Below are 24622 nucleotides of genomic sequence, written 5' to 3'. Positions count from 1 at the left end.
ATAAGATTCGAGTTTTAATCGGAACTATTCTTCGTCTATGTCGACTGCAGCCACGGGAACTCTTTCTCCCGGAGCAAATGTACTAGCTAAAACATCTGATACAAGGTTTCCCGCTTCTTCCTGCGAAACACCTTTACTCAGGGCAACTTCCATCTTCACAAGATTGTACGCACTCTCGTACAATTTACGTTCCATGATAGACAGCTCTTTGCCGTTTGCCCTGCGGAATAAATTCCTGCATACATCCGCCACTTCAAAGATCGACCCGGACTTAATTTTGTTCAGGTTATTTTGGTACCTGATTTTCCAGTCCTCTTCAGTATCGACCTCGTCCTTCTTGAGCAGATTGATGACTTTTTTAATATCCTTCTTGTCGATAATCGGTCGAATTCCGACCTGCTTTGCCTTATCGACGGGGATCATCACCTTCATCTTGCTACCCTGGATTTCCATTACGTAGCACTCTTTTTTCTTTCCCAGGATAACCTTTTTAGCGATTTCGGTGATCTCACCTACCCCGTGGATTGGATATACGACGTAGTCGCCTACGCCATGATCGTAGCCAGATTGTTTCTTTTTGCCAGCCAATTAGTATTAAGACTTCCGTTAAAACTCTGCCCAAAAATATAGCAGATTTTAAGGCAAAGTCAAGGAAAAAATGAGTTTAAGCTCGGAACAGTGCGAAGTCCGAAATTTCAGATCAGAATTGAAGTTTGTGAACTGCAGTTTTATGAAAAATAGGATCGTTCAAAGGACGAATGGATTCTAAAGCTTTCATCGCTTCTTCTTTTCCGTAAAAATATCCTACGAATAATTCGCCTTGTTTGGAGCGAAAAAATCTTCCCTGGAACTCAGGTCTTGCTCTAAGCAATTTTTTTCCAATTTCCATCGCTTCCACCGAATCTTCGGTTGGAATGGATAAGAAATAATTTTCCTTATCGGATCTTGCAGGAAATTTTAGCCCTCCGGATTGATTGGAAGGTGCAGAAGAAGTTTCCGTCTGAGCTTGTGTGGATGAATTGCTAGAGTTTGTGGATTCGGCGGAAGAATTTTCTCTTTCTTCAACGGATTGTTCCGTTCTTACATTTCTTCCTGCATTATAAAAAGATTGAGTTTCGTTTTGAGCAAAAGCCTGTTCTTTTTGATCCAATCTTAAACCGACAACTACTCCTCCGGTAAAAAGAGAAATTGCCCCAATCAATACTAGAAAAATGGATCTGGAGCTCGGAAAAGAACGGATTGGAGAAGTAGCACCTCGAACATGTTGAATAGTTTGGACTGTAGGAGCTGATTCTCCTCTAGGTACCGGACCTCTGGTTCCGGATTGTCTCAGTCTTCTGGAATAATCTATATTTTGCATTGGATACCGATGTCCGGAGGATATTACTCTCTTTCCAAATATCGGCAGAAATCGGCGTTTATTCGCAGTTTTTTTAGATCCCGTTCGATTTCAGGGCCTAAAATAAAAAAGCCGAAACTTTCGTTTCGGCTTTTTCGCATTCGATCGAGTATTTCGATCTTATCCTACTAAGTAGAGAAGCGGGAAGAGATAGATCCAAATTAAGTCTACCACGTGCCAGAATAATCCGACTCCTTCTACAGGAGTGTAGTATTCAGGGCCGACTTGATTTTTAAGCACTTTCAGAAGTACCCAGAAGATCAAGAACGCTCCAGCAAGAACGTGTAAACCGTGGATCCCGGACATTACAAAATAGAATCCGAAGAACAAAGGCCAGTTTTTGGTTTTTTCCAAAAGGGTCAGGTGTTCGTATTCGGTTTCGTCCAGATGCAATTTATGCTCTCTTTCAGTTACACTAAGTTTGTTCGCTTCTGCAAGAAGAGCTCCCACCTTAGTTACTTTCTCACCGTTAGGACCTAAGTCTTCAGTGTAAGCATATTTACCCGGAACAGTTCCTACATGGAACTTGTGGGTATATTCAAAGTATTTTACAACCATGAAGATCGCAGCACAAGCGATCGTTACCGCAAGAGCGATGATCGCCTTATTCTTCAGACCTCTTTGCACATAGTTGATCCCAAGTGCCATTGTAAAAGAACTGAAAAGAAGAACTACTGTGTTCGCTGCACCCATCACAACTGAAAGTTGCTTACTTCCTGCATGGAAAACCTGCGGATATAGTGAATGGTAAATGGAATATCCTACGAATAATCCACCGAACATTAGAATTTCCGTTACGAGGAATAACCAGATCCCTTGTTTAGAAGATTCATATTGATGCTCTGCGCTGTCGAAATGGTGCGCGTGATGAAAGCCACCACCTGTGTGATTAGCGGTACTCATATGGCCCTCCGGAAATTACTGGGGTCTTGTCAAAGTTTTCATGAGGAGGAGGAGAAGGAATGGTCCATTCCAAAGTTTTTCCTCCGAAAGGATTGTTTCCTGCTTCTTTTCCTTTCAGAAGTGCATGGATCACTCCGAAAAGTCCGACCAAGAATCCTGTTCCGATCAACCAAGATCCGAAAGTGGACATTTGGTTTAACTCGGTGAATGTAGGAAGATAATCGTAGTATCTACGAGGCATTCCCATATTTCCCAAGATGAATTGAGGGAAGAAGGTAACGTTAAATCCGGAGAAGATAAAGACCCAGGAAATTCTTCCGACTAGGTCGCTATAAATTTTTCCGGTAACTTTAGGGAACCAGTAGATCAATGCTCCCATAAGAGCCATCAAAGTTCCTCCCACCATTACGTAATGGAAGTGAGCCACTACGAAGTAAGTGTCGTGAAAGTGAACGTCCATACCGGTAGAAGCCAGATACACTCCAGTCAGACCACCGATCGTGAATAAGAACATGAACCCGATCGCATACAACATAGGTGCATCCAAACGGATACTTCCCTTATACATTGTAGAGATCCAGTTGAACAATTTGATCGCTGTAGGAACTCCCACAAGCATTGTTATGAAGGAGAATAAAACCCCTGCAAACTCAGATTGTCCAGAAACGAACATATGGTGTCCCCAAACTAAGAAGGAAACTCCAGCGATCGCTAAGGAAGAGTAAGCAATTGCAGTATACCCGAAGATCACTTTACGAGAGAAAGTAGCCACTAATTCGGAGACCACACCCATCGCAGGAAGGATCATGATATACACCGCAGGGTGAGAATAGAACCAGAAGAAGTGCTGGAACAGAACCGGATCCCCGCCCAATTGAGGGTCGAAAATTCCCACTCCAAGAGTTTTCTCAGCAATTAAAAGAAGTAGAGTGATCGCAAGAACCGGAGTTGCCAATACTTGGAGGATCGCAGTTGAATAAAGCGCCCAAACCATGAGAGGAATTCTATTCATGGTCATTCCAGGTGCTCTCAACTTATGGGTAGTCACAATGAAGTTTAACCCTGTCAAGATCGAGGAGAATCCGATGATGAATACTCCCAGAACCATCGGAATTACTCCCAATCCGGTTTTAATGGAAGAATATGGAGTATAGAAGGTCCAACCTGTATCTACGTTTTCCAAGAATAGAGTGGAACCGGTGATCGCAGCTCCGATCATCAGCATGTACCAGCTCATTAAGTTCAATCTTGGGAAAGCTACGTCTTTTGCTCCTAACATGATCGGAAGAACGAAGTTTCCGAAAATTGCAGGGATACCAGGAACGATTACCATGAACACCATAATGGCTCCATGATAGGTCATCATTCTGTTATAAACGTCTGCGGAAAAAAGAGTTTTTCCAGGTGTGAATAATTCTGCGCGAACTAATAGAGCGAAAACTCCTCCTAAGAAGAAGAAGCTCATGATCGCGATAAAGTACATGATCCCGATACGCTTATGATCTAAGGTCGTAAGCCAGGACCAAATCCCCTTCTGGTGATTCAGGTAATTATGTTGCTCGTGGGCCATTGTCCGTAATCCTATTTAAGCGTCTTAATGAATTCGATGATGTCCTTGATCTCTTCTTCCTTAATTCTTCCCTGGAAGGAAGACATTGCCGGAGGAAATCCTGCTACGATTTTTGCAGTAGGAACAAGGATAGATTGTTTGATATAAGCGTCGTCCGCAACTACGGAAGAACCGTCAGCGAAGTCTCTCTTATTTCCATAAAGACCTTTGAAGCTCGGCCCGACGATCCTAGATCCGTCGATCGAGTGACATCCGCTACATCCGAGGCTTCCTCTATACAAGGCTTCTCCTCTTTCTGCAGGACCTTTATTGCTCGCTCCTGCATTTGCAGCGATCTTCTCAGCTTGCCAAGCAGCGAATTGTTCTCCATCAACGACTCGAATGGTAGCCATCATGTTGGAGTGTTTTGTTCCGCAATACTCAGTACAGAAAACTGTAAAGTCTCCTTTTTCGATAGGAGTGAAAGTGAAGGTCGTTCTTCTACCTGGAACCGCATCCATTTTATTTCTGAATGCAGGAACATAGAAACTATGAAGAACGTCATCGGAAGTTAAGATGAAACGAATTGTTTTGCCTAAAGGAACTACAACAATCTCAGGTTTGAGAAGTGTAGAATCCGGATCGTCCAACAACTTTTTGTCGGTAGGGCTATTGATCTCGATATCGTTTGCGTATTTGAAAGTCCAAGCCCATTGACGAGCAGTAACGTGAACTTCCACATCTCCCTTCTCTCCGACTCTGCGAAGATCATGGAATACATCCCATCCCCAAGCGAAGATGACCATCATGATCACAAACGGAATGAAGGACCAAAGAAACTCTGCAAGAGTGTTATGCGTGATGTACGCACTCTTTTGATCTTCAGTCTTTCTTCTATACTTGAAGATAAATATTACCATTCCCCCGATGAGAATGATAAAAGAGATAAGGCCCGAAACAAGAAGAAAGATATAGAGGTTATCTACATCTCCCGATTCTTTAGTCGCTGGAACCGGCATGAAGCTTGTCGCCGTAATAAAAGAGAACCAGTTCATCGGATCGAAATCACTCCTTCTTTTTTTTATACTGTACTAGACGAGTTTTGTTTCTTCCAAAAGCGGAATAAGAACGCTGCAAGAACGAGGACGGTAAGAAAACCGCCGATTCGCATGATATTGAATGCGTATAATGTATACCTATTTTTGGATGGATCAAATTGGAAGCAAAAAAGGGCAACACGGTCTGTCAAATCGCCGATTTTACCGCTTCCAGCCTCAACGAGAGATAATCTCAACGTTCTTTCTTCCAATGGGATCCCTTTTAAATATCTGGAAATTTGCCCATCAGGGGTGATCACATAGGCTACCGAAACATGTACCCATTGATCATTATATGGATTCCATTTGTAGGAGAAACCAAGGCTGGAAGATAAAGCCTTTATTTCAGGATCGTTTCCGGTCAAAAAACTCCAACCAGAGCCGTTTCCTCTTCCATAATCTTTCACATATACTTCTTTTTTCGCTTTTGCAAGATCCGGTTTTTCTTTCGGATCAAAACTTACTGCTACATAATTGAACTCTTTGCCAACTTCCCAATTCAATTCCTTTAATGCAGTGGATAATTCATTCAGATAAAGACTACAAAGAGTAGGGCATCTATAATAAACTAATGTAAGAAGAAGAGGTTTTCCGTCTTTCAAATAGTCTCCGATACGAACTTGTTTTCCCTGTTCATCAACAAAGGATAAGTTAGTATCGATATAACTTCCTAATTTTTCTTCTAAACCTACACCTTCTAATTCCGCAGGGACTGCATGAGAAGGAAGTTCTCTTTCCGTATCGTACGAAAAGATAGAAAGAAGAGGTAAAAAGAGAACGAGTACCGCAGCTATCTTGAAAAACCGCTGCGGAGAATTGGAGGAGAACAACGTCCTATCCTGGATTCTTTCCTTACTTCGCTGCCGAAGTATTGGTAGGAACAACTTCGTTATAATCCTTAACACCTTTGTGAAATGCGGAGAGATAAACGAAATAAAGAATGTTTGCGGTCAACACGACCACGAATGTCCAAAAACCTGCCTTGTTGTAATGGTCTCCGTTTTGGCTCATGGAATGGCTCCTAAAATATCAGAAAAAAACGATTCGCTTCGATCAAAAGCGAAAGTACCAACCAGTCTCAAAGACCTATCTTTTTTTTGAAAGCGTTTTTGCTTTTCACGGTTCCTCTACTTCAGAACCGACATAAAAAGCTTCTATTCCAGGGTCGGTAACAGCAGAACACTCGTTCTTTACTTTTAAAAAAGTTTTCTGCATGAGAATTAGTCTCAGATCAAAAATTACAGTTTCAATTTTCAAACATCAAATCTCTTGCCCCAATAGATACACGCTCAAGTATGGTAAAGGAGACCTCGGTCCCTCCGACAAAACAGAATGATCGCATCCACTTATTCTCATTTCAGAAAGTATTCTCTCTTTCTGGTCGTGTATTCGGTTTTAATTTTTCTAAACTTATTATACGGACCTCTTGTTCGAGCTACGGACTCCGGACTTGCTTGTCCTGATTGGCCATTCTGTTTCGGTAAAGTTTTTCCTGACTTCGACTTTAATATTTTTATGGAAGTCGGTCATAGATATTATTCCGGACTCTTGGGGATCATTTTACTTGCTGGAACAATTTGGACTGCGATAGTCCCTGAATTAAGAAAATCTTTCTTAGGATATTTTATTTTAGGCATCCTTTTGATCGCTTCTCAGGTGACTTTGGGCGGCTTAACGGTCTTATTATCTTTGGATCCTGCAACTGTGAATCTTCACTTATTGAATGCGATCCTTTTCTTACTCTGCATCGGAACGGCAGCATTCAAAGCAAAAGTTTTAGAAAGATCTCCAGGCTCTAATCTGTTCGTAACCAGAAACAGGCTATTACAAAAAGATCAAATTCCTCTTTTGATCGGCGTCTTGTTAGTATTCTTCCAAATCATTCTTGGAGGAAGAGTTAGCTCCAACTATGCCGGATTAGCTTGTTTGGAATTTCCAACTTGCAATGGAGAATGGATCCCTTCCGTTCCCGAACCTAAGATCCAAATCCAAGTGCAACATAGACTAGGAGCATATTTAGTAGCATTTTATATTTTACTAATAAACCTCTACGGAATATTCAAGGACTTCTCACTTGAAACCAAAAAATTCGTTCGTATAGCTATCATCCTGCTACTGATTCAAATCGGACTCGGCGTCGTGAACGTTTACGCGAAACTTCCTAAATTGGTCACTGCAGCGCATACTGGAGTTGCTATTTTACTTTTCTTATCAGTGTATTCTATCTGGGTGCAAAGAGCTTCAGAGCTCTCCAAGAATAAGGCCGCATGAATAGTTTTTGGTCAGATTGGAATCAAATGATGAAGCCTAGGGTTACTTCCCTAGTTCTCGCAACTGCAATTCCAGGTTTGTATTTAGGTTCTTCTTCCTCACCGGGAACTCTTCTGGTCTTCATGACTATGCTCGGAACATTTTTGATGTCTTCGGCATCCTTCATCTTTAATCAGATCTTAGAGAAAGACAGAGATTCTAAGATGAAAAGGACTGCAAATCGCCCGATCCCTGCAGGAAGGATCAGCATGACCCAAGCCTGGATCGTTGGCTTTGCAATGACCTTCGTTGCATTTGGGATCTTGTATTATTTTGCGAATCTTCTAACTGCGATCTGTGCGTTTGCAGCTCTTCTCGCATATGTTTTCTTATACACACTTCTTCTGAAACCAAGAACACATCAAAATATTGTGATCGGTGGTGTTGCAGGTTGTGTAGGACCTTTGATCGGTTATGCGGCTGTTAGTAATTCTTTGCCGTTACCTGCGTGGATCCTATTTCTTATGATCTTCTTATGGACCCCGGCTCATTTCTGGGCGCTCGCGATTTTTTTAAAAGAAGATTATAAAGACGCAAATTTTCCGATGCTCCCTGTTGTTAAAGGTGTAAAAGAAACCGGGCGATCCATTCTTTTCTATACCGTTTTGTATGTAGGATCCGTGATCGCATTCTATTGGGCCGAACCTTCTATGGGATGGCTTTATATGATCTCTTCCGTTTTCCTAAGTATCTCTATACTTTATTTTTCCGTAAAATTATTTCAAAACCCAGAGCCGAAATTTGCGAGAGGATTTTTCTTCTTCAGTATTCTGCACTTGTTTTTAATCAATATCTTGATCTTAATAGATCATTCCATTTCCGCTTAATTTCAGGAATTAGAACCGGATATAATTTATTTCTGTAAGAAATTTCCTTTACCGAAAAGGGCCTATTTCCCCTTCGAACCTTACACCTTAAGTTTTCAACCTTTCATAGTTGACAGTCGTTTAATAATGGATAGTTTTCTCTCCTCGGAGGCTATCCATGCTCGATGTTTCGAATTTTCTGAGACGTTATGTCCTAAAATCGTCCGTATTATTAAGCGTATTATTTTTCAGTTCAGAATTTTTTGCACAAAGTAAACCGGGAGAGTTCGACGCAGAATTATACTCTCAGTTAGTGAGACAAAGTAATGTTCAATTTGCGAATTTGATCAAATCCAAGACTGTATTAACGGATCATAAGGGTTGGAAGAAGCCGATAGATAAGGCTTTCGGAAAACTTTCCAAAAATTCGGGCAATCCTCCTTTTCCACTAGTTTATAAAATCGTAAAGGAGCCTAGCTTTAACGCATTCGCGATGGCAGGAGGACAATTCTGTATCCATTCGGGAGCTTTAGATTCTTTGGATGATATCATTAAACAGAAAGAAGCGGATGCTGCCCAAAAATTAGATTATCATAGAGAAAGATATATCGCTGGAGTTTTGTCCCACGAACTTGCACATTTTTATAATAAACATGTTTTCAATAGTGTGAAGAAGTTTTACGCGTTGAAGGACGAGCCTGCAGGAAAAGCATTTTTAGAAAATAGCAAATTTTCTCAAGACCAAGAGTTAGACGCAGACCAAACTGGATTATTTCTTTTAGACAAAGCGGGTTACGGAGGGGATTTCATGTTAGTCACTCTCCAAACCTTGAACGAAGTGGAACAATCTTATAAGGAAGCATTAGCGGCTTCTAAAGCGGATAAAACAAGACCCGAATTGATCGGTTCTCATTATTTCTCTAGTCACCCTTCTCCGAACGAAAGATTATCCAGATTGAAAACGGATAAACAAGAACTGTATAGCTTCTTAGCTAAGATGGAAAAAACTTTCGATGATATCCAGCTAGGAAGAAATTTAGAAGATGCAAGATCCAATTTGGAAGACGGACTGAAAAAATTTCCGGAGAATACTTACTTAAGTAAGGCTCTTGCGGTTTGTATGCATAAGATCTGGATGGCGACAGCTTCTAATGAAGAATTAAAATTAAAACCGGTATTGGATATGCCTTCTTTCAGAGACACAATGGTATTTCCTCCGGATAAAAGCAAACGTGCAGTGATGAGGATCGTTCCAGGAAACGAAGCTGCTTACAATCGAGCTCTTAAAACGTACAGAGATGTAATCACGAAAACGGATGATCCATATTTCTTATCCAATTATGCGGTATTACTTTCTTATTCTGCAGATGAAAAGGATCTGGATGTCGCAGTCAATCTCGCAAACCAAGCCTTTCAAGCAGAAGGAACTGTTTCCTTAGCAAATAACTTAGGGGTTGTTCTTTTCTGGACAGATAAAAGAGAAGAAGCAAAAGAATTATTCAATCGACTTTCAGTTTCGATCGATCAGAAGATCCGTACTCTTGCCGCTCAAAGCGGGAATAATGCTCAGATCGCTCAGTATTTAAGAACGATCGGACAATCCACTGCGCAAAAACAACAAGTGGATCCGGATTATATTTATGAAAACTTCACTCCAATCTTGAATATCGCATTGGTAGAATCTTATTCTTCCGTAGATGCAAAGTCGAAAGGATTAGCGACTTATTATCTTAGTAATTATGATTCAACTTCGGGTTGGGCAAAAGTTTTAGCAAAGATCCATTCGATCGAACTTACAAACCCTACTCCTGCGAACGAAGTAAATGCTTTTAAAGTTGGAGGAGTAGGACCGGGTGATAAGTTAGAAGACTTACTCAAGAATTGGGGAAAACCTACCAGGATCAAAACGGATAAGAAAAGTGGATTGGAATATTTCGAATATGATTCTAAAGAAACCGCTTTTATTCTAGATATGGGAACTGTAGTTCAAGTAAACGTTGTAGGTGATGCAAGCCCAGGTTTAGGACAAGGGATCACAGTAGGATCTTCCAAACCTGCGGCCGAAAAACTTCTTGGCTCCAAGTTTAGAAAACAAGGCGATTACCATGATTATTATGAGAAGGGGAAAGCATTCGTAAAATATAATAAACACGGAAAGATAGACCTTTTAGTAGTCCAATAACTATCTTTATAGATTTATAAAAAGCCGACGAGTGGTATAACTTGTCGGTTTTTTTATCGAGTTCACTGCGTCGCAGTTTTAGTATAGTCTCTTAACCTTCCGTCTTTTTCCAGTTCGATCAATCTATCTATCTCTATCATATAGAATGATTCGTTGAATTTTCGGATCTCTTCGTACGTTTTTATCAGATTTAAGATCCCTGAATAAGAATCATCTCCCTTTATTCCGGAAATCAATTGAGGCTTTATATTACCGGCTATAAAAGATCCGAATAAGATCAGTTTATAATCTGTATCTCGAGTGAACCAAGGGAGTAATTTAGGAGAGACTACGATCTGAACGGATTTACTTTCAATCGCATATTGAATGATTTGATCGTAAACCCTTTGAGAACTTTGATCTACAGGTTTTTTTTCAACGATATGGATTAGCTTTAAGATGGATTCAGTATTTGTTTCTGCAAACAAATGACTCGTGCAGAACAGAAGAAGAAATATTGGAACGGTTCTTTTGATTTGCATTCTTCTCTCAGTGCATATGAGATTTTAGAGAATGTAAAGCTTTTCATTGTGATAAATTTACATTCTTAGATTTTCTATTTCCCCAATAATACAAAAGCGCGCCAAACAAAACTAGAGATCCGCAAATTAAAGTACCGCGAACTGGCGATAACTTCAAAGCATTCTCGCGCAAAGCTTCATCACTAGATTGAATTGATAAATGTATTAAATTCATCGATGCAAGAGCGAGTCCCGGACCGGAAATCAGAATCATACCTATATCCGCTTTCCAACTAGAAAATTTATCCATTAATAATCCGATAGTAATTAATACAACTACCGGAGGGGATAAACTGGAAAGGATCTCACGAAACAAACCCTCCCGCATATTCTCTGGAGGAAAAAAGAAAAACATACAGAGTGGTATGAACAAAATTTCTGATAATACATAAAATAAAACTTTCGAATCACTCTTAGTCATTTTAAATTCCGCTAATCTATATTAACGTATCCGTATCCACTAAGATTTAAGACAAAAAATCCTTTTCTATTCCTTTCTTCCTAAAAATTTCCTTGTTAGTATCCCAATTGTAGAGATCAAAACCGCGGGAAGCCAGATAAACAAAAGTTCGGATTGGATCACTACCCAACCTCTCTCCGTAAAAAAGTTCTTAGGACTAATTGGAGAAACCCGGATCGGTCTGTATTCAAAGAAGTATCTCTCCGAAGTCCATGGAATTAGAAATCCAACGCCAAGGCCGCCGGTTGTCATCGCATCCAGTATCCCGTGAGAAATTGCAGAGATAAAAAGGAAAAGAAAGATAATTGCCCAACTTGTTTTCAGTTTCGTTCTGAAGAATGCAACCAAGAAGGACATTCCCAAAGCGAATAAGATTGAATGAGTAAATCCTCTATGCCCCCAATCGCTTTCGTATGGAATACCGAATTTAAATGCGACAACGTCGAAATCAGGCAGAATGGAGAATAAGATCCCGAAAGATGCAAGAAGTAGAGGAATTTTCTTTTTCCCAAATAGAAAGAAGAGCGAAATTGGAACTGCAGGATGAGAAAAGATTGTAGCCATTATGCCTTCCTAGTTTTCAATTTAAGATCATTTCAAGGAGTAAGGAACGTTTTTTATGAAAAGAGATCAAATGAGTTTCCAAATTTTATTTGTTTATCCAAAATAGCTTTGGCTTTTTTGATCCTTTCTTCTAAATTTCCTGTTAAACGAATATAAGGGATTTTTTTAGATCTTAGATCCGATTCTATCCTCTTCTGAAAGATCTCTCGTTTTACTGGACCAGAACGATCCCAAGTATCTTCAAAAGGAATGTCTGCTTCACATAGAAAGACCAGATCATATCGTTTTACACAAGATTCTGCTAGCAGTTCAAGTTCCTCAGAAACCTTGCCATGATAGTCCTGCGAAAAAATTCGCGTGGTCAATGCGTTCGTATCGGTGAAAATAAATCTATTTGCCTTCAATATTAATTTATCTTCTCTTTCTATATGACCTAAGGCTATCTCAGTCAATTGTTCAAAAGTTAATCTTCTTTCTATTTGGTTTTTTTCCCAATATTCTCTTCCGAATTCAGGCATCCAAACAGTATCGTATTCCGTAGCGAGAGCATTACAAATAGTAGTTTTTCCCGTAGAAGGGGCTCCTAAAAAAACAATATTACTTATAAAATCTGAATATACGATTGGATCTAGATACTGTTTATTAAAAAAAAGATTGTTTCTTATCTCTGTTCCGGAAGTGGGAAACTGTAGCCTATCAGGATCTATCCTTCGATCTATTGCTCCCAAAGCTTTGCTCATATGTTCTCCGTAAAATTCTCCAGAGAAAAAATGAGTAATCTTCTTATCTCCCAATAGTTTTAAGATATAATCTTCATGTTGTTTTTCAATTTCTGGTCCGCTTCCAACTTCCATTGGACCATCCCAAGATTCTATAATAGATGCAGCCGGAAATAATCTTCGTATCCAACCGGTTCTTATATCTAAAGGAATAGAGATATGATTTGGAGAGTCATAGATTAGTACAATCAACTCATCCGTTTCGTGCAAGGCAGTTTCTATTAGGAACATATGGCCTTTATGCAAAGGAGCGAATTTCCCTAAAACTAAACCCGTTTTTTTCATATATGTATTTAAGATAGGAATTGATCTTTTTTATTTATGGAAAGAGACCAACTATAGTATCCTATGATACTCAATATAAAGAATAAGAAATAAAGCCCACATGTAAAATAAAGTTCTTTGAATGCATATAAGGCAATAGAACAAATATCTATAATAATCCAGTATAACCAATTTTCTAAGATCTTTTTTGCGATCATCCATTGTGCGATCAAGCTAAACACCGCCAATCCAGCATCAGTATAAGGGAAAGATGCATCTGTCCAATTTTGCATACCTGTTCCAAGTAAATATGTACAAACTATTCCTATTATTCCGGTAAGAAAGAAAATCTTATAATTCAATCTCCTAATTTGAATGTCACCTTTGGTTTCTTTTTCATTCGCCCAGTTCACCCAGCCATATATTTGTAAAAAAACAAAAACAATATGAAGGAACATATCTGAGTAAAGTTTTACTTCGTAAAAAACATAAACAAAGATCAAAACCTGAATTAAGCCTGCGGGCCAGCTTAATAAGTTTCTGCGCGTATAAAGTGCCACACAGATAAATCCAAAAATGGATCCTAACATTTCTAGTGATCCAATAAAACCCATTATAACCTAAGTCCTACAACGGACCAAACTTCCGTCCTTACGAAAAAATATCTTCATCTCCATTCCTTTTTCGGGAGCCTGGGCATGATAATCCAATTTGCATTCTGATTCGGAGGGAGAGAACGGATTTCGAGGGAGTTTTTCCTTTGGACACCAATACCTTTCTTTTTCGGAACTATACAATTTCCAATCGGAAGGATATAAGGGTTTAATCCCGGCATCCAAAAATACGTTTCTGGAAAGTTCCGGAGGCTGATATGGACTTCCTCCTCCATGTACTCCAACAAAAATATCCATACGATCGTCACGGATATAAAGTGGAGATCCGGTATCGTTCAGACAAAAATACCCATCATGGTATTTTCCATTTTGCATTCTGATCTTTTTCTCTTTGATCTTAGGAATAAATGCGAGAGCTCCGATTACTTTGGATTTATTGCAGGAAGATATTCTGGATCCTAGCTTCTCACAAAGATCTTTGAAACTAATCGCCAAAGTCCTGTAAGGAAACACCTGATAATTATATCCGGCCCCCCAACCCCATTCTAGATCATAGAGTTCGTATTTTCCATCTCCGGCAAAATGATACTTCTTTCCGTCCTTTGCTACTCCGCTTCCTTCCCAACGAACTTGTTCCAAAAATGTAGCGGATGCTCTACCTATTTCTTTTCCGGACGGGGAATAAGCTGCAACCTCGGTTCCTGGAAATGCATCCTCTAATGCTAAATGATAAAATGTAGGATAATATGCTCCTAGATCCAATTGTTGGAGCTCCGACAAGCGATCTAGATCATCCTGAGAGAGAAATCTATCTAGAGGCTTAGGAGAATGATCTAAATTGGTTTGCATCGGCCTAAATGCATGCTGATAAGCCAGAGGTTTAAGACCTGATCTAGGATAAATACAGGAACGATTAGAACTTCTTATCTTTAAGAGTTCTGACTTAGATGGAGGTTCTTCTAAAATCACTGCTTCTCCATGAAAAACCCGTATGTTTTGTTCTTTTTCGGAAAGTTTACATTCGCAGCCTTCCACTGAATTTAAACATAGGACCTTAGCGTAGATAGGAGGTGAGTTTTGGGGGTACCCGGATTGGGAGAGTAGAAAAAGTAGGAAGCAGAGTAATATCCCGCTCCCAAGAGGGAGCGGGACCAGTTTCTTTAGAAAAAAGAGCAATTAGATATTGCTCTCTCCTTCGCTGGAACCGCCAGTTGGGAACAGGCTTGGTGCAGGCGTAGGCTCTGGGGTCGCAACTGGAGCAGCAGGACGAGGCGCCGGTTTTGGAGCAGTTTTTTTCTTAACTACTTTCTTTTTGGGCGCAGTCTTCTTCTTAACTGCTTTTTTCTTAGTGGCTTTAACGACCTTTTTTTTCGCTACTTTCTTCTTTGCCGCTTTCTTCTTCGGTGCGGCTTTTTTCTTTGCTTTCTTCTTAGCTACCATGGTAGATACTCCTTGTATCTGGGGGAAATCTTTCCGTTATTCCTAGAGTAAATTTCCACTCGTAAGACTTAGAGCCAAAAGAGTAAAACCTTTTTTCATTTTCTTTCATTAAAGCAAACTAAAACGAATCATAATGTTTCGTTTTCATCTCTAAGTTGCACTGAATGAGTATCCAAGATCAGCAAAAGTTTCTTCAGGAGAACGTAGTCGATGGCTGATTAAGAAGGTTTTAACTAAACCTTTTCCTTTTACTTTGATTTCTCCCCTTTCTGTTAACGCAAAATCGGATCGAATAAGCTCTGCAGTAGACTCTGTAACCTGAATTTCTCCCGGAACACCATGGGATTCCATACGACTTGCTAGATTTACCGCATCACCCCATATATCGTAGATGAATTTTTTGGTTCCGATGACACCTGCTACAACCGGACCTGTATTAATTCCAATCCGCATACGCAACTTTGTACCCATTCTTTTGAGTTTAAACTTGGAAAGAAGCTCTTTCATATCCCAAGCCATATGAGCAACTAACAATGGATGCGCTTCATTCGGCAAAGGGAGGCCTCCTACGGCCATATAAGAATCTCCGATGGTCTTAATCTTCTCTAGACCGTACTTTTCTGCCAGAATATCGAAATGAGAGAATACTTCGTTCAATATTCTCACCACGGATTCAGGTTTCATGGCTGCAGAAATCCTAGTAAACCCTACTATATCCGCAAATAGAATGGAAACATTCGGATAACTGTCTGCGATGAGTCCAGTATTTGACTTCAATTCCTGAGCAATCGCATCCGGAAGAATATTCAGAAGTAGTTTTTCAGCCTTATCTTGCTCGATCCTAACTTTTTCGTACGCGTCAGCAATTTCGACACGGGCCTTTTCGTTGTCCGCAAGAGTACTTCTCACCTTTCCAAGAACCAAATTATAACGTTCTGCGATCTGACCTACTTCGGTAAAGGGTTCTACAGGGACATCGATGGCTAGATCTCCTGTCTTTCTTTGATAATCCATCGCTAAAAACAGATCGATCAGTTCGGTCGTAGCCTTATGCTCCGAAATATTCAATCCCATCCTTTCTTCGTCTCCATCTACACGGAGAGGGAAAAATTTATTCAAAAGATAGAAGATTAGAAGGGAAAGTCCGAATGCAAAAATTCCCACAGAGATGATCCCCAGAAACTGGGTTAAGATCAGGGAAGATCTACTTACGTTCGATCCGATCAAATTCAAGTCCCCGAATATTCCTACGGCGATCGTTCCCCAAATTCCTCCGATCAAATGGACAGGGATCGCTCCGACCGCATCGTCTATCTTAAATTTTTCTAACAGTTTCTCCGCAGGTAGAACGAAGGAACCTGCAATACTTCCGATAATTGCAGACTGGATCGGAGTAAAACAATCCGCACCCGCAGTGATCGCTACAAGACCAGCCAGAGATCCGTTCAATGGGGCAGTCGCTTCCGGAAATCCTTTAATCAGCCAAGCGGATAACATGGCCACCATCAAAGAGAATCCGGAAGATATGATTGTGTTTAGTATAATTCCCGGAACTTTTTCGTTAAAACCTAATGTGCTTCCCCCATTAAATCCCATCCAACCGAACCAGAGTAAAATTCCTCCTAGCATCGCCATCGGAAGATTACTTCCGGTTACTGTCTTAGGAGCTTCGTTCTCTGGAAATCTTCCGATCCTTGCTCCTACAACAAGAAGAAGTGCAAGAGAAACCCAACCACCCACACTATGTACTAAAGTGGATCCTGCGAAATCATGGAAACCTCTAGCAGCCAACCATCCATGTTCCTCGTTAGTAAAACTCCCTCCCCAACACCAATGGCCTGCGATCGGATAGATTACTCCTGAGATCAGAGCGGTAGCGAATAGATAAGAATGGAATTTTAATCTTTCTGCAACTGCTCCGGACACGATGGTAGCAGAAGTTCCACAGAATACTAGCTGGAATAGAAAGAAAGTCGGAGGCCAGGCCTTTCCTTCCGGAAATACTGGAGCAAATAATGAAGTTCCTATAATTCCATTCCAGGTAACTCCGAACATAAGTCCGAACCCGAATGTATAAAAAAGAAGAGTGGCGACTCCGAAGTCCGCAACGTTTTTGATCGCGACATTGATAGAGTTTTTAGCTCTAGTTAATCCGGATTCTAATACAAGGAATCCACCTTGCATGATCAGAACGAGCCCGGAACAAACCAAAACCCAAAGTATATCTAGTAAGCTCTTTTCTAGATTCATAGAAAAGGTTCCCCCGAATGATTCCTGTAGAATTGTTTCGCTTATTAATTTAAATTATCGGAAGATTTTCATTTCAATCTAACAAGACGCAAGCGGGAAACCTTATTATTATCCAACAAAGAAGACTGATAATTGCCCGACCTAGCACCCCTTACTTGAGTGGGTTCTAACTTCAAAAGGTATCTAAGTCCTTTTTCAAAGTTCTAAAACCGCCTCCGTTTCAAGAGAAAATCCGATTTTTTTGAAGAACAGTGTTTATTTCGAACGTAACGACCGTTCTACAAAGTCTTATAGATAACGGCTAAAGCAGGCGCTTCGAAGGAGAAAAAAGCCTTTCCCTCTAAAAAGCCTGTTTTAAACAAGGATTAACTCTACAAAAACCGAGATGTTGGTATAATTCCATGAGGGAAATCAAAACCGTAACCGTTCTTGGCGCAAATGGGACAATGGGCGCCGGATCCGCAGCTATCGTGGCAGCCTTTGGTAAGGCGAAAGTCCATATGTTGGCCCGTGACGTTAACAAAGCTAAAGAAGGGATCGAAAAAGCTATTTCTTCCATCAAGACGGACACAATCCGTCCTAGATTAATTCCTGGTTCTTATGATCAAGACCTGGAAAAAGCAGTCTCCGAATCCGATTGGGTTTTCGAGCTTGTTGCTGAAAGTTATGAAGTAAAAGAACCGATCAACAAAAGGATCGCTAAGGCTCGTAAACCGGGCACGATCGTTTCTACCGTTTCTTCCGGTCTTTCTATCGCTCGTTTAGCTGACGCTTTCGACGAAGACGGTAAAAAACATTATTACGGAACTCACTTCTTCAACCCTCCATACAAAATGATCCTTTGTGAATTAGTAACTCACGCAGGTAACGATAAAAAAGTTACTAAAAAACTCGGAGAGTATTTAGATAAAACTCTCGGACGCGCGGTTGTTTATACGAATGATACTCCTGCATTCGCAGGGAACAGGATCGGATTCCAATTAATCAACGAAGCTGCGATCAAAGCGGAAGAATATTCAGACAAAGGTGGTATCGCTCTTATCGATGCTATCATGAGCGGATACACCGGAAGAGCAATGGCTCCTTTGGACACTGCTGACTTCGTAGGTTTGGATGTTCATAAGGCGATCGTAGACAACCTCTATGAGATGACTAAGGATGCTGCTCATTCTACTTTCAAACTTCCAGGTTATTTCCAGAAGTTAATCGATCGCGGAGACTTAGGAAGAAAATCAGGACAAGGTCTTTATAAGATGACCAAAACCCCTGACGGTAAGAAAGAAAAATTATATTACGATGTCAAAGGTGATCTGTATATTCCGGTCCCTAAATTCGATATTCCGTTCATTAAAGACGCGAATCGTAGAATTGGAGAAGCGGACTATATCGGTGCGATGAACATCGTGAAAGAAGCAAAAGGTCTGGAAGCGGACATTGCTCGTTACTTTATCGCTCGTTATGTAAGCTACTCTCTCTCCCTCGTAGGAGAAGTTGTGGACACCAAAGAGATGACTGACTTAGCGATGGGAACCGGATTTAACTGGGCTCCTGCTTCCGCATTCGTAGACTTCTTAGGCGGACCTAAAGAAGCAATCAGTCTAATCACTAAAGCAAAACTTCCTGTTCCGGAAGTATTGGCAAAAGCGAAAGCGGGAAAACCTTTCTATCAACTGAAAGATGTTTTAGACGCTCGTTCTCTTTTTAAAGGATAATTAGGGAGGAAAGATTCATGAAAGACGCAGTTTACGTACTCGGTGGAGAACAAACAGACTTTCAACGTAACTGGACTAAAGAAGGTAAAACCTTCATGTCCTTGTTCAGGGAAGCCGTTCAAGACGGACTTGAAAAAGTTGGTCTTACTCCCGACGAAATCAAAAAGTTAAACAAACAAAATCGTATCGGAGTTTTCGTAGGAAATTTCGACGGTGAACAATACGCAGTCCAAGGACATTTGGGCGCTTTCTTAACCGAAGTAGATCCTTGTTTCTACGGAGTTCCAGGCGCTCGTTACGAAGCAGCTTGCGCTTCCGGTTCAGTTGCAATTGATGCAGCTCAAACCAAACTTCGCTCCAAGGATTATGATGTAGCGATCGTTGTAGGTATGGAGATCATGAAGACAGTTTCTTCTTCTGTTGGAGGAGACTTCTTAGGAACTGCAGCTTACTACGAAAAAGAAGCGAAAGGAGTTCAATTTCCTTTCCCTAAACTTTTCGGAAAACTCGCGGACGTTCTTTTAGAGCGTTACAAGTTGGATGAAAAACGTTATATGGGAGCGCTTGCTGAAATTTCCAGGATCAATTACGCAAACGCAAAACGTAACCCTAAGGCTCAAACCCGTTCTTGGTTCATGAATAATGAACACGCAAACGCAAGAGGCGGAGAATTCAATATGGCAGTAGGAGGACGCCTTGCTATCACCGACTGTTCTCAGGTAACTGACGGCGCTGCGTTAGTGGTTCTTGCTAACAAGAATTACGCGGAAGAATTCGCTAAGAAAAAAGGAACTAAACTTTCCGCTTATCCTAAGATCAAAGGATGGGGACACAGAGTCGCTCCAATCACTTTCGAAGCGAAAGTTGCCGAATCTAAAGGGGACAAATGGGTTCTTCCTTGGACTCGCCAAACAGTAAAAGACGCTTATGATCGTTCCGGTTTAAACGTTAAGGACATAGACGTTTTCGAAACTCATGACTGTTTCACTTCTTCCGAGTATGCTGCAATTTCCGCTTTTGGGATCAGCCAACCGGGTAAAGAACATGAAGCTATCGAAGATGGAATCATTGACTTCAACGGTAAGAAACCAATCAACCCATCGGGTGGACTTATCGGAGCGGGACATCCAGTTGGAGCTTCCGGTGTGAGAATGATGTTAGACATCTACAAACAAGTTACCGGAACTGCAGGTGATTACCAAGTAGAAGGCGCTAAAAACGGACTGATGCTCAATATCGGAGGATCAGCAACCACCAATTACGTATTCGTAGTCGGAAAATAAATTCTTTCTACAAAAAAAGAATGGAAAAGCCCGGTATCCCCGGGCTTTTCGTTTATATGGGTTTACGCACGACAAAAGATTGGAATCAATTCTTACTTAGGTTTTTTGTAGCCCTTGGTCTATGGGAAGTTGCCGCAGTTTCCCTCAGAACTCTTCTATTCTCCGTTTTTTATTTTGACCCAAGCTTCAAAGACTTCTTCATTCCGTTTTCTCAAGTCTTTTGGCTCGGCCCTATTGCAGCGGACTTTCTACAAGTTTTCTTTATCGGGATCTTAGTATCCTTGGTTCGCCCTTCTCTTCCATACGGACTTTTAGGTGGATTGCTCGTTGGGATTTGCTTTTCTATTGCTGCATTCGCTGCTCCTGCACTGGCAATCTCCCAATTTACAGGAGCATTTCCAGTAAAGCTCGTCTGGCTCTGGGCATTCTACCAAACCGTATTAAGCATACTTTCCTGTTTCGTTTTCACTTTCTCAGCAGAAGAAGAATAAGACCTAAATTTATTCCGAATTCTTAGGACTTCGTTCTAAAACGGAAAACTTAAGGGAGTAAATCGAATCATATACGGGTCTTAAAATCAAAAGGGGTAAACCTTTTGGGCTTTTCCGTATGAAGATTACACTTTGGATCCTTCTTCCTATCCTGTTTGTAAAAGGTTTATCTGCAGATCCAAGAGAACTCAAGGAAATCCAAAATATACCTCTCTATTCCATGGAAATGGAAAGAAAAACATTATACCAAGAATTGAATCGTTTATCGGAAGACGATCTGGTAATCCTAAATTTTACAAGTTCTGACTGTCCTCCATGTAAGGAGGAAGTCCCAAATCTATTAGAATATTCTAAAAAATGGAATGTATCTCATCCGAATAGAAAACTCTATCTCTGGATCATATTTATAGGAGATGATCCTGCATCCGTTTCCAAACTCGCGGAAGAATTCGGGATCAAAAAACAGGCTTCCTTATATTTTGATAGCTTACAAACGAGTATGAGAATTTTGGGATTTCCAGGAACTCCTACTACGATCGTTGTCCAAAAGAAAAAGATCCTATTTAAAGAATATGGATACACAAACGAAAATTGGACGAAACTGATTTCCGTTTTGGAAACTAGGAGATAATTTCTTGGAAAACGGATCTATAAAATCTAAAATCAATTTCGTCGTGGGAATTCCTACAAATGCAACATTCTTCGGATCTATTTTTATTCTTTTCCTTCTACTTTTCTCCGGAATAGATCAGGAGTTATTCTCTAAAGAAAACTCGGTTCAAAAGATCTATATTCATAAGCTAAAATTAGAAAATGGGGTCCCGAAATATTTAGAAAGCAGATTTAGGAACGGGATCATAAATTCAATATTAAGGAATTATGAAGGAAAATTTAATATAGCCGACGATGATTCTCTTTCCGCTTTATTAAAACAAGTGGAACTAAATCAAAAGTTGAATTGTAGCGACGAAATTTGTATGAAGCAGATCGCAGATGCGATAGATGCAGACGAATTGATCTCGGGCACAATATTCGCATCGAATAAGGGTTATAAGATAAATCTCAGATCTCAGAAAAGGGATTCAGTAGCTTTAACTTATACTATCAAAACATCTTTCGATCTGGAATTTCCGGAGTATCAGATCGACTATTATTCGGCTGAAGCCGGAAGAAAACTGATCGATCCTAGATACGCGATCAACTTTGCAGCCGCGTTTCCCGGAGCGGTAGAAAAAGTAGAATTTCCTAGTTTTAAGATCCAAAACGATCAGACAGGAGAAATTAATGTACTGAATTTTAAGATCGAAGACCAAACTGCAAAAGGTTTTATAGAGACAATTCGCCCCAAACTTTCCAAAGCAGACGATCTAGTAAAAGAAAAACTTTATGAAAGATCAATCCCGGAATATTTAGAAACTCTTACCGCTTTGGAAGAAAGGCTTTCTGATAAATCCAAAAAGGATATGTCGGAATACCTAAAAAACATCAGAGGTAAAATTGCTAATTCGTATTTTCTAATATACAAAGATAAATTTTCCGCAATGGATACTTCCGCCCAAAAGGGAGGAGAGATTTCTTTTTTAAGGGATCTAAGCGAAGAATACAAAAATCTAAAAAAAGAGTACGTAAGCAAAACTCCCTCCGCATATAGACTATCAGAATTTGAAAAGGCTTTAGATGAACGAGTGGAAAAGCTGAATTTTGTAGTTTTCCATCTTTTAGAAAAAGAAGGGGACAGAGAATACTCAGACTTCGATTTTACCGGAGCAATCTTAAGTTATAGATCGATCCGAAACGATTTGATCAAAATGAGATCTAGTTCTGAATCTTCTGCATTAAAAGCAAGAGTAGAAAGAAAGATCCTGACATCGGAGACCACCGGAAGATCTTATCTGCAAAGTAAACTTTCAGGACTATATCAAATTTTAGAGAAATCTTTTCTTGCAGAAGCGTTGGAATCCGATCCGGAAAGGAAGAAAATCCATATAGAAAAGATAGGAGAAGGATTTAAACATATACTCGAAACTTTGGCAAGATCGGAATTCGTTTCAGAAGAGCAGATCAGTTATTTCAATCATTTTAGGAACAAGGCAGTGCCCAAGATCGGAAAAAATCTTTTCGATCAAGACACTGCAGATCTATTACTTCACGAAGGGATCGATAAAAGATCAAAGACACAAGTAGATACGAGTATTAAACTAGGAGCAAATCCGAATTCAATCCGCTCGGATTTGAACAAAACTGCTGCAGAAAGATTGGCCGAAAACGATACTATACTGATCAGCCCGGACTCTTTAAAAGTGCTTAGGACTTCCATTAAGACAAATTCAAGTTTGGACTCCGATTTTTTTGAAAGTATCCGACAAAGAAAAATCGATGAGATCAATCGATTCGTATTAAGAGGTTCTGATCCGAATACAAAGGATTATTTAGATAATACTCCTTTGCACAAATCCGCGGGCTTCGGCTATTATGAAGTATCCTCGTTTTTACTTCAGATCGGTGCAGTATTAAATTCGAAAAATGGAGAAGGAGAAACTCCTTTGCATCGAGCCGTTCTTCACGGTTTTTATGAATTATGTGCTTTGTTCTTACGATCGGGAGCAGATCCGAATGCAACTAGAAACGATGGGATGACACCACTACATCTTTCAGTCCCTTTTCCAGAAATCACCAAATTACTTCTGCAAAGAGGCTCGGATACAAATTTGAAAAATGATGACGGATGGACACCAGTGCATAAGGCCGCGGAAAGCGGGGATCCGGAATCCTTAAAGTTATTGATCCAGGCGGGAGCAAAAGTAAACGAAAAGGATAATATCGGTTGGACTCCTATGGACTGGGCCGTACAAAAAAATCGTTACGAAAATCCGAATATAGTAAAAATACTGAAAAAGGCAGGGGCCGAATGCCAGGTTAACTGTGTGGAGTAAGTATGCGTATCTGTAGATTTCGTTCCGAAAATAAAATTCTTTGGGGAATTGTTAAAGAAGATAGTATAGTCCCAATCCAAGGGAATCATATTATAGATTTCTTAAATTTAGAAGGTAAACAACCGGAAATTCAGGGAAATCCAATCGAAATTTCAAAGGTCGAGATCCTCTCTCCAATTACCGATCCTCGTAATATTATCTGCCAAGGAAAAAATTACGCCCAACATATTATAGAAACCGGAATGGATCCGAAAGATAAGGATTATAATCTTTTTTTCACCAAAGCTCCATCCAGTTTGACTAGTGCTATCGGAGAGATCATTAAACCTTCCTTCGTTAAACTTTTAGATTATGAAGCAGAAATGGTTATAATCTTAAAAAAAGAAATTCTAAGAAAAACAATTATCACAAAAGAAAATCTTCATGAATACGTGGGGGCGATCACTCTAGCAAATGACGTATCAGCCAGAGACATACAAATCCCTCAAGGGCAATGGTTTAAGGGAAAAAGTTATAGGACATTCTGCCCAATCGGCCCTTTTGTTGAACTTGTAGGAAAAGAAGAAGTAAGTAAAATTTCAAAACTTAAAATTTCTTTAAAAGTTAACGGGGAACCCAGACAAAATTCCAGCTTGGACAAGATGATCTTTCCACCCGAAGAAACTTTAACTGAACTTTCAGGCATTATGGATCTTTTTCCGGGAGATATTATTCTTACAGGAACTCCTTCCGGAGTTGCATTGAATGCTCCTGGAGGATTTGTGAAGAAGATCGCATCTTTCCTTTTTTCCGAAAAAAAGCTTATGGAAATTTTCGTTAAAAAACAACTCGCGAGTCCCAAGTATCTCAAGATAGGAGATATAATTGAAGCCGAACTAAAAACAGAAGATAGAAGTTTAGATCTAGGAACGATGAAACTGAAAGTCAGAGAAGACAGATAATTGTATCTGTCTTCAATTACAAGGTTTCAATTCGGAAAATTTTTCCGTATAGCATCCTTGGAAAGATTCCCTTCCTTATCCGTTC

The 24622-nt window shown here is 40.1% G+C and carries 24 protein-coding genes; 9 read left to right on the top strand and 15 right to left on the bottom strand.

Features of this window, described 5'->3' with window-relative positions; translation table 11 throughout:
• Window positions 1-24: 24 nt before the first annotated feature.
• The 7 genes from EHQ64_RS04465 to EHQ64_RS20155 all read right to left on the bottom strand — a co-directional run bounded on the left by EHQ64_RS04465 (window position 25) and on the right by EHQ64_RS20155 (window position 5959).
• Window positions 25-588, bottom strand: coding sequence for a CarD family transcriptional regulator (locus tag EHQ64_RS04465; protein ID WP_008593510.1), 564 nt, complete (start codon window positions 586-588; stop codon window positions 25-27).
• Between the two features lie 112 nt (window positions 589-700).
• Window positions 701-1360, bottom strand: coding sequence for a hypothetical protein (locus EHQ64_RS04460; protein WP_135648311.1), 660 nt, complete (start codon window positions 1358-1360; stop codon window positions 701-703).
• Window positions 1361-1519: 159 nt separating this feature from the next.
• Complete coding sequence (locus tag EHQ64_RS04455) at window positions 1520-2302, bottom strand: cytochrome c oxidase subunit 3 family protein (protein ID WP_135648310.1); 783 nt, start codon at window positions 2300-2302, stop codon at window positions 1520-1522.
• The gene (gene ctaD / locus EHQ64_RS04450; RefSeq protein ID WP_135648309.1) at window positions 2289-3872 is read right to left on the bottom strand and encodes a cytochrome c oxidase subunit I; all 1584 of its coding nucleotides are present in this window, start codon (window positions 3870-3872) and stop codon (window positions 2289-2291) included. Before ctaD ends, EHQ64_RS04455 begins: the two co-directional genes overlap by 14 nt.
• Before the next feature lie 11 nt (window positions 3873-3883).
• Window positions 3884-4906: a cytochrome c oxidase subunit II gene (gene coxB / locus EHQ64_RS04445; RefSeq protein WP_210410813.1), complete on the bottom strand. Its 1023-nt coding sequence runs from the start codon at window positions 4904-4906 to the stop codon at window positions 3884-3886.
• A gap of 26 nt (window positions 4907-4932) precedes the next feature.
• The gene (locus tag EHQ64_RS04440) at window positions 4933-5742 is read right to left on the bottom strand and encodes an SCO family protein (RefSeq protein WP_425460398.1); all 810 of its coding nucleotides are present in this window, start codon (window positions 5740-5742) and stop codon (window positions 4933-4935) included.
• 58 nt (window positions 5743-5800) lie between these two features.
• Window positions 5801-5959, bottom strand: coding sequence for a hypothetical protein (locus tag EHQ64_RS20155; protein WP_167882352.1), 159 nt, complete (start codon window positions 5957-5959; stop codon window positions 5801-5803).
• A 321-nt stretch (window positions 5960-6280) separates the two neighbouring features.
• Here EHQ64_RS20155 and EHQ64_RS04435 point away from each other — a divergent pair, with 321 nt between their 5' ends.
• From EHQ64_RS04435 to EHQ64_RS04425, 3 genes are all read left to right on the top strand, one after another.
• On the top strand, window positions 6281-7219 hold the full coding sequence (locus EHQ64_RS04435; RefSeq protein ID WP_135648307.1) for a COX15/CtaA family protein: 939 nt from the start codon (window positions 6281-6283) through the stop codon (window positions 7217-7219).
• Window positions 7216-8085, top strand: a complete 870-nt coding sequence (gene cyoE, locus EHQ64_RS04430) for a heme o synthase (RefSeq protein WP_135648306.1) — start codon at window positions 7216-7218, stop codon at window positions 8083-8085. Before EHQ64_RS04435 ends, cyoE begins: the two co-directional genes overlap by 4 nt.
• A 157-nt stretch (window positions 8086-8242) precedes the next feature.
• Window positions 8243-10246: a M48 family metallopeptidase gene (locus tag EHQ64_RS04425; RefSeq protein ID WP_135648305.1), complete on the top strand. Its 2004-nt coding sequence runs from the start codon at window positions 8243-8245 to the stop codon at window positions 10244-10246.
• Window positions 10247-10308: 62 nt separating this feature from the next.
• Here the strand turns inward: EHQ64_RS04425 and EHQ64_RS04420 are convergent, their stop codons facing one another.
• The 8 genes from EHQ64_RS04420 to amt form a co-directional block, all read right to left on the bottom strand.
• Window positions 10309-10767, bottom strand: a complete 459-nt coding sequence (locus tag EHQ64_RS04420) for a hypothetical protein (protein WP_135648304.1) — start codon at window positions 10765-10767, stop codon at window positions 10309-10311.
• A gap of 43 nt (window positions 10768-10810) precedes the next feature.
• Window positions 10811-11227: a hypothetical protein gene (locus tag EHQ64_RS04415; RefSeq protein WP_135648303.1), complete on the bottom strand. Its 417-nt coding sequence runs from the start codon at window positions 11225-11227 to the stop codon at window positions 10811-10813.
• Between the two features lie 66 nt (window positions 11228-11293).
• A complete protein-coding gene (locus EHQ64_RS04410; RefSeq protein ID WP_135648302.1) occupies window positions 11294-11830 on the bottom strand; it encodes a metal-dependent hydrolase in 537 nt (178 codons plus the stop codon).
• A gap of 53 nt (window positions 11831-11883) precedes the next feature.
• Window positions 11884-12894, bottom strand: a complete 1011-nt coding sequence (locus EHQ64_RS04405) for an AAA family ATPase (RefSeq protein ID WP_135648301.1) — start codon at window positions 12892-12894, stop codon at window positions 11884-11886.
• An 8-nt stretch (window positions 12895-12902) separates the two neighbouring features.
• A complete protein-coding gene (gene pnuC / locus EHQ64_RS04400; RefSeq protein ID WP_167882351.1) occupies window positions 12903-13463 on the bottom strand; it encodes a nicotinamide riboside transporter PnuC in 561 nt (186 codons plus the stop codon).
• Between the two features lie 30 nt (window positions 13464-13493).
• Window positions 13494-14663 (bottom strand): RlpA-like double-psi beta-barrel domain-containing protein, encoded by a 1170-nt coding sequence (locus tag EHQ64_RS04395; protein WP_135648299.1) that lies wholly within the window; start codon window positions 14661-14663, stop codon window positions 13494-13496.
• Complete coding sequence (locus EHQ64_RS20300) at window positions 14664-14927, bottom strand: hypothetical protein (protein WP_210410812.1); 264 nt, start codon at window positions 14925-14927, stop codon at window positions 14664-14666.
• 150 nt (window positions 14928-15077) lie between these two features.
• A complete protein-coding gene (amt, locus tag EHQ64_RS04385; protein ID WP_135648298.1) occupies window positions 15078-17177 on the bottom strand; it encodes an ammonium transporter in 2100 nt (699 codons plus the stop codon).
• Between the two features lie 401 nt (window positions 17178-17578).
• On the opposite strand from amt, the gene EHQ64_RS04380 reads away from it, so the two are divergent.
• From EHQ64_RS04380 to EHQ64_RS04355, 6 genes are all read left to right on the top strand, one after another.
• On the top strand, window positions 17579-18889 hold the full coding sequence (locus tag EHQ64_RS04380) for a 3-hydroxyacyl-CoA dehydrogenase family protein (RefSeq protein ID WP_135648297.1): 1311 nt from the start codon (window positions 17579-17581) through the stop codon (window positions 18887-18889).
• 17 nt (window positions 18890-18906) lie between these two features.
• Window positions 18907-20172 (top strand): acetyl-CoA acetyltransferase, encoded by a 1266-nt coding sequence (locus tag EHQ64_RS04375; protein ID WP_135648296.1) that lies wholly within the window; start codon window positions 18907-18909, stop codon window positions 20170-20172.
• Between the two features lie 56 nt (window positions 20173-20228).
• On the top strand, window positions 20229-20663 hold the full coding sequence (locus EHQ64_RS04370) for a hypothetical protein (RefSeq protein ID WP_210410818.1): 435 nt from the start codon (window positions 20229-20231) through the stop codon (window positions 20661-20663).
• A gap of 118 nt (window positions 20664-20781) precedes the next feature.
• On the top strand, window positions 20782-21294 hold the full coding sequence (locus tag EHQ64_RS04365) for a TlpA family protein disulfide reductase (protein ID WP_135648294.1): 513 nt from the start codon (window positions 20782-20784) through the stop codon (window positions 21292-21294).
• Window positions 21295-21298: 4 nt separating this feature from the next.
• Entirely contained in the window at window positions 21299-23596 is a 2298-nt protein-coding gene (locus EHQ64_RS04360; protein WP_135648293.1) for an ankyrin repeat domain-containing protein, read from the top strand.
• A gap of 2 nt (window positions 23597-23598) precedes the next feature.
• Window positions 23599-24537, top strand: coding sequence for a fumarylacetoacetate hydrolase family protein (locus EHQ64_RS04355; protein WP_135648292.1), 939 nt, complete (start codon window positions 23599-23601; stop codon window positions 24535-24537).
• Window positions 24538-24622: the final 85 nt, after the last annotated feature.

This window comes from Leptospira sarikeiensis (assembly GCF_004769615.1).
Lineage (GTDB): Bacteria > Spirochaetota > Leptospiria > Leptospirales > Leptospiraceae > Leptospira_B > Leptospira_B sarikeiensis.
This window is presented reverse-complemented; position numbering and strand designations above follow the sequence as displayed.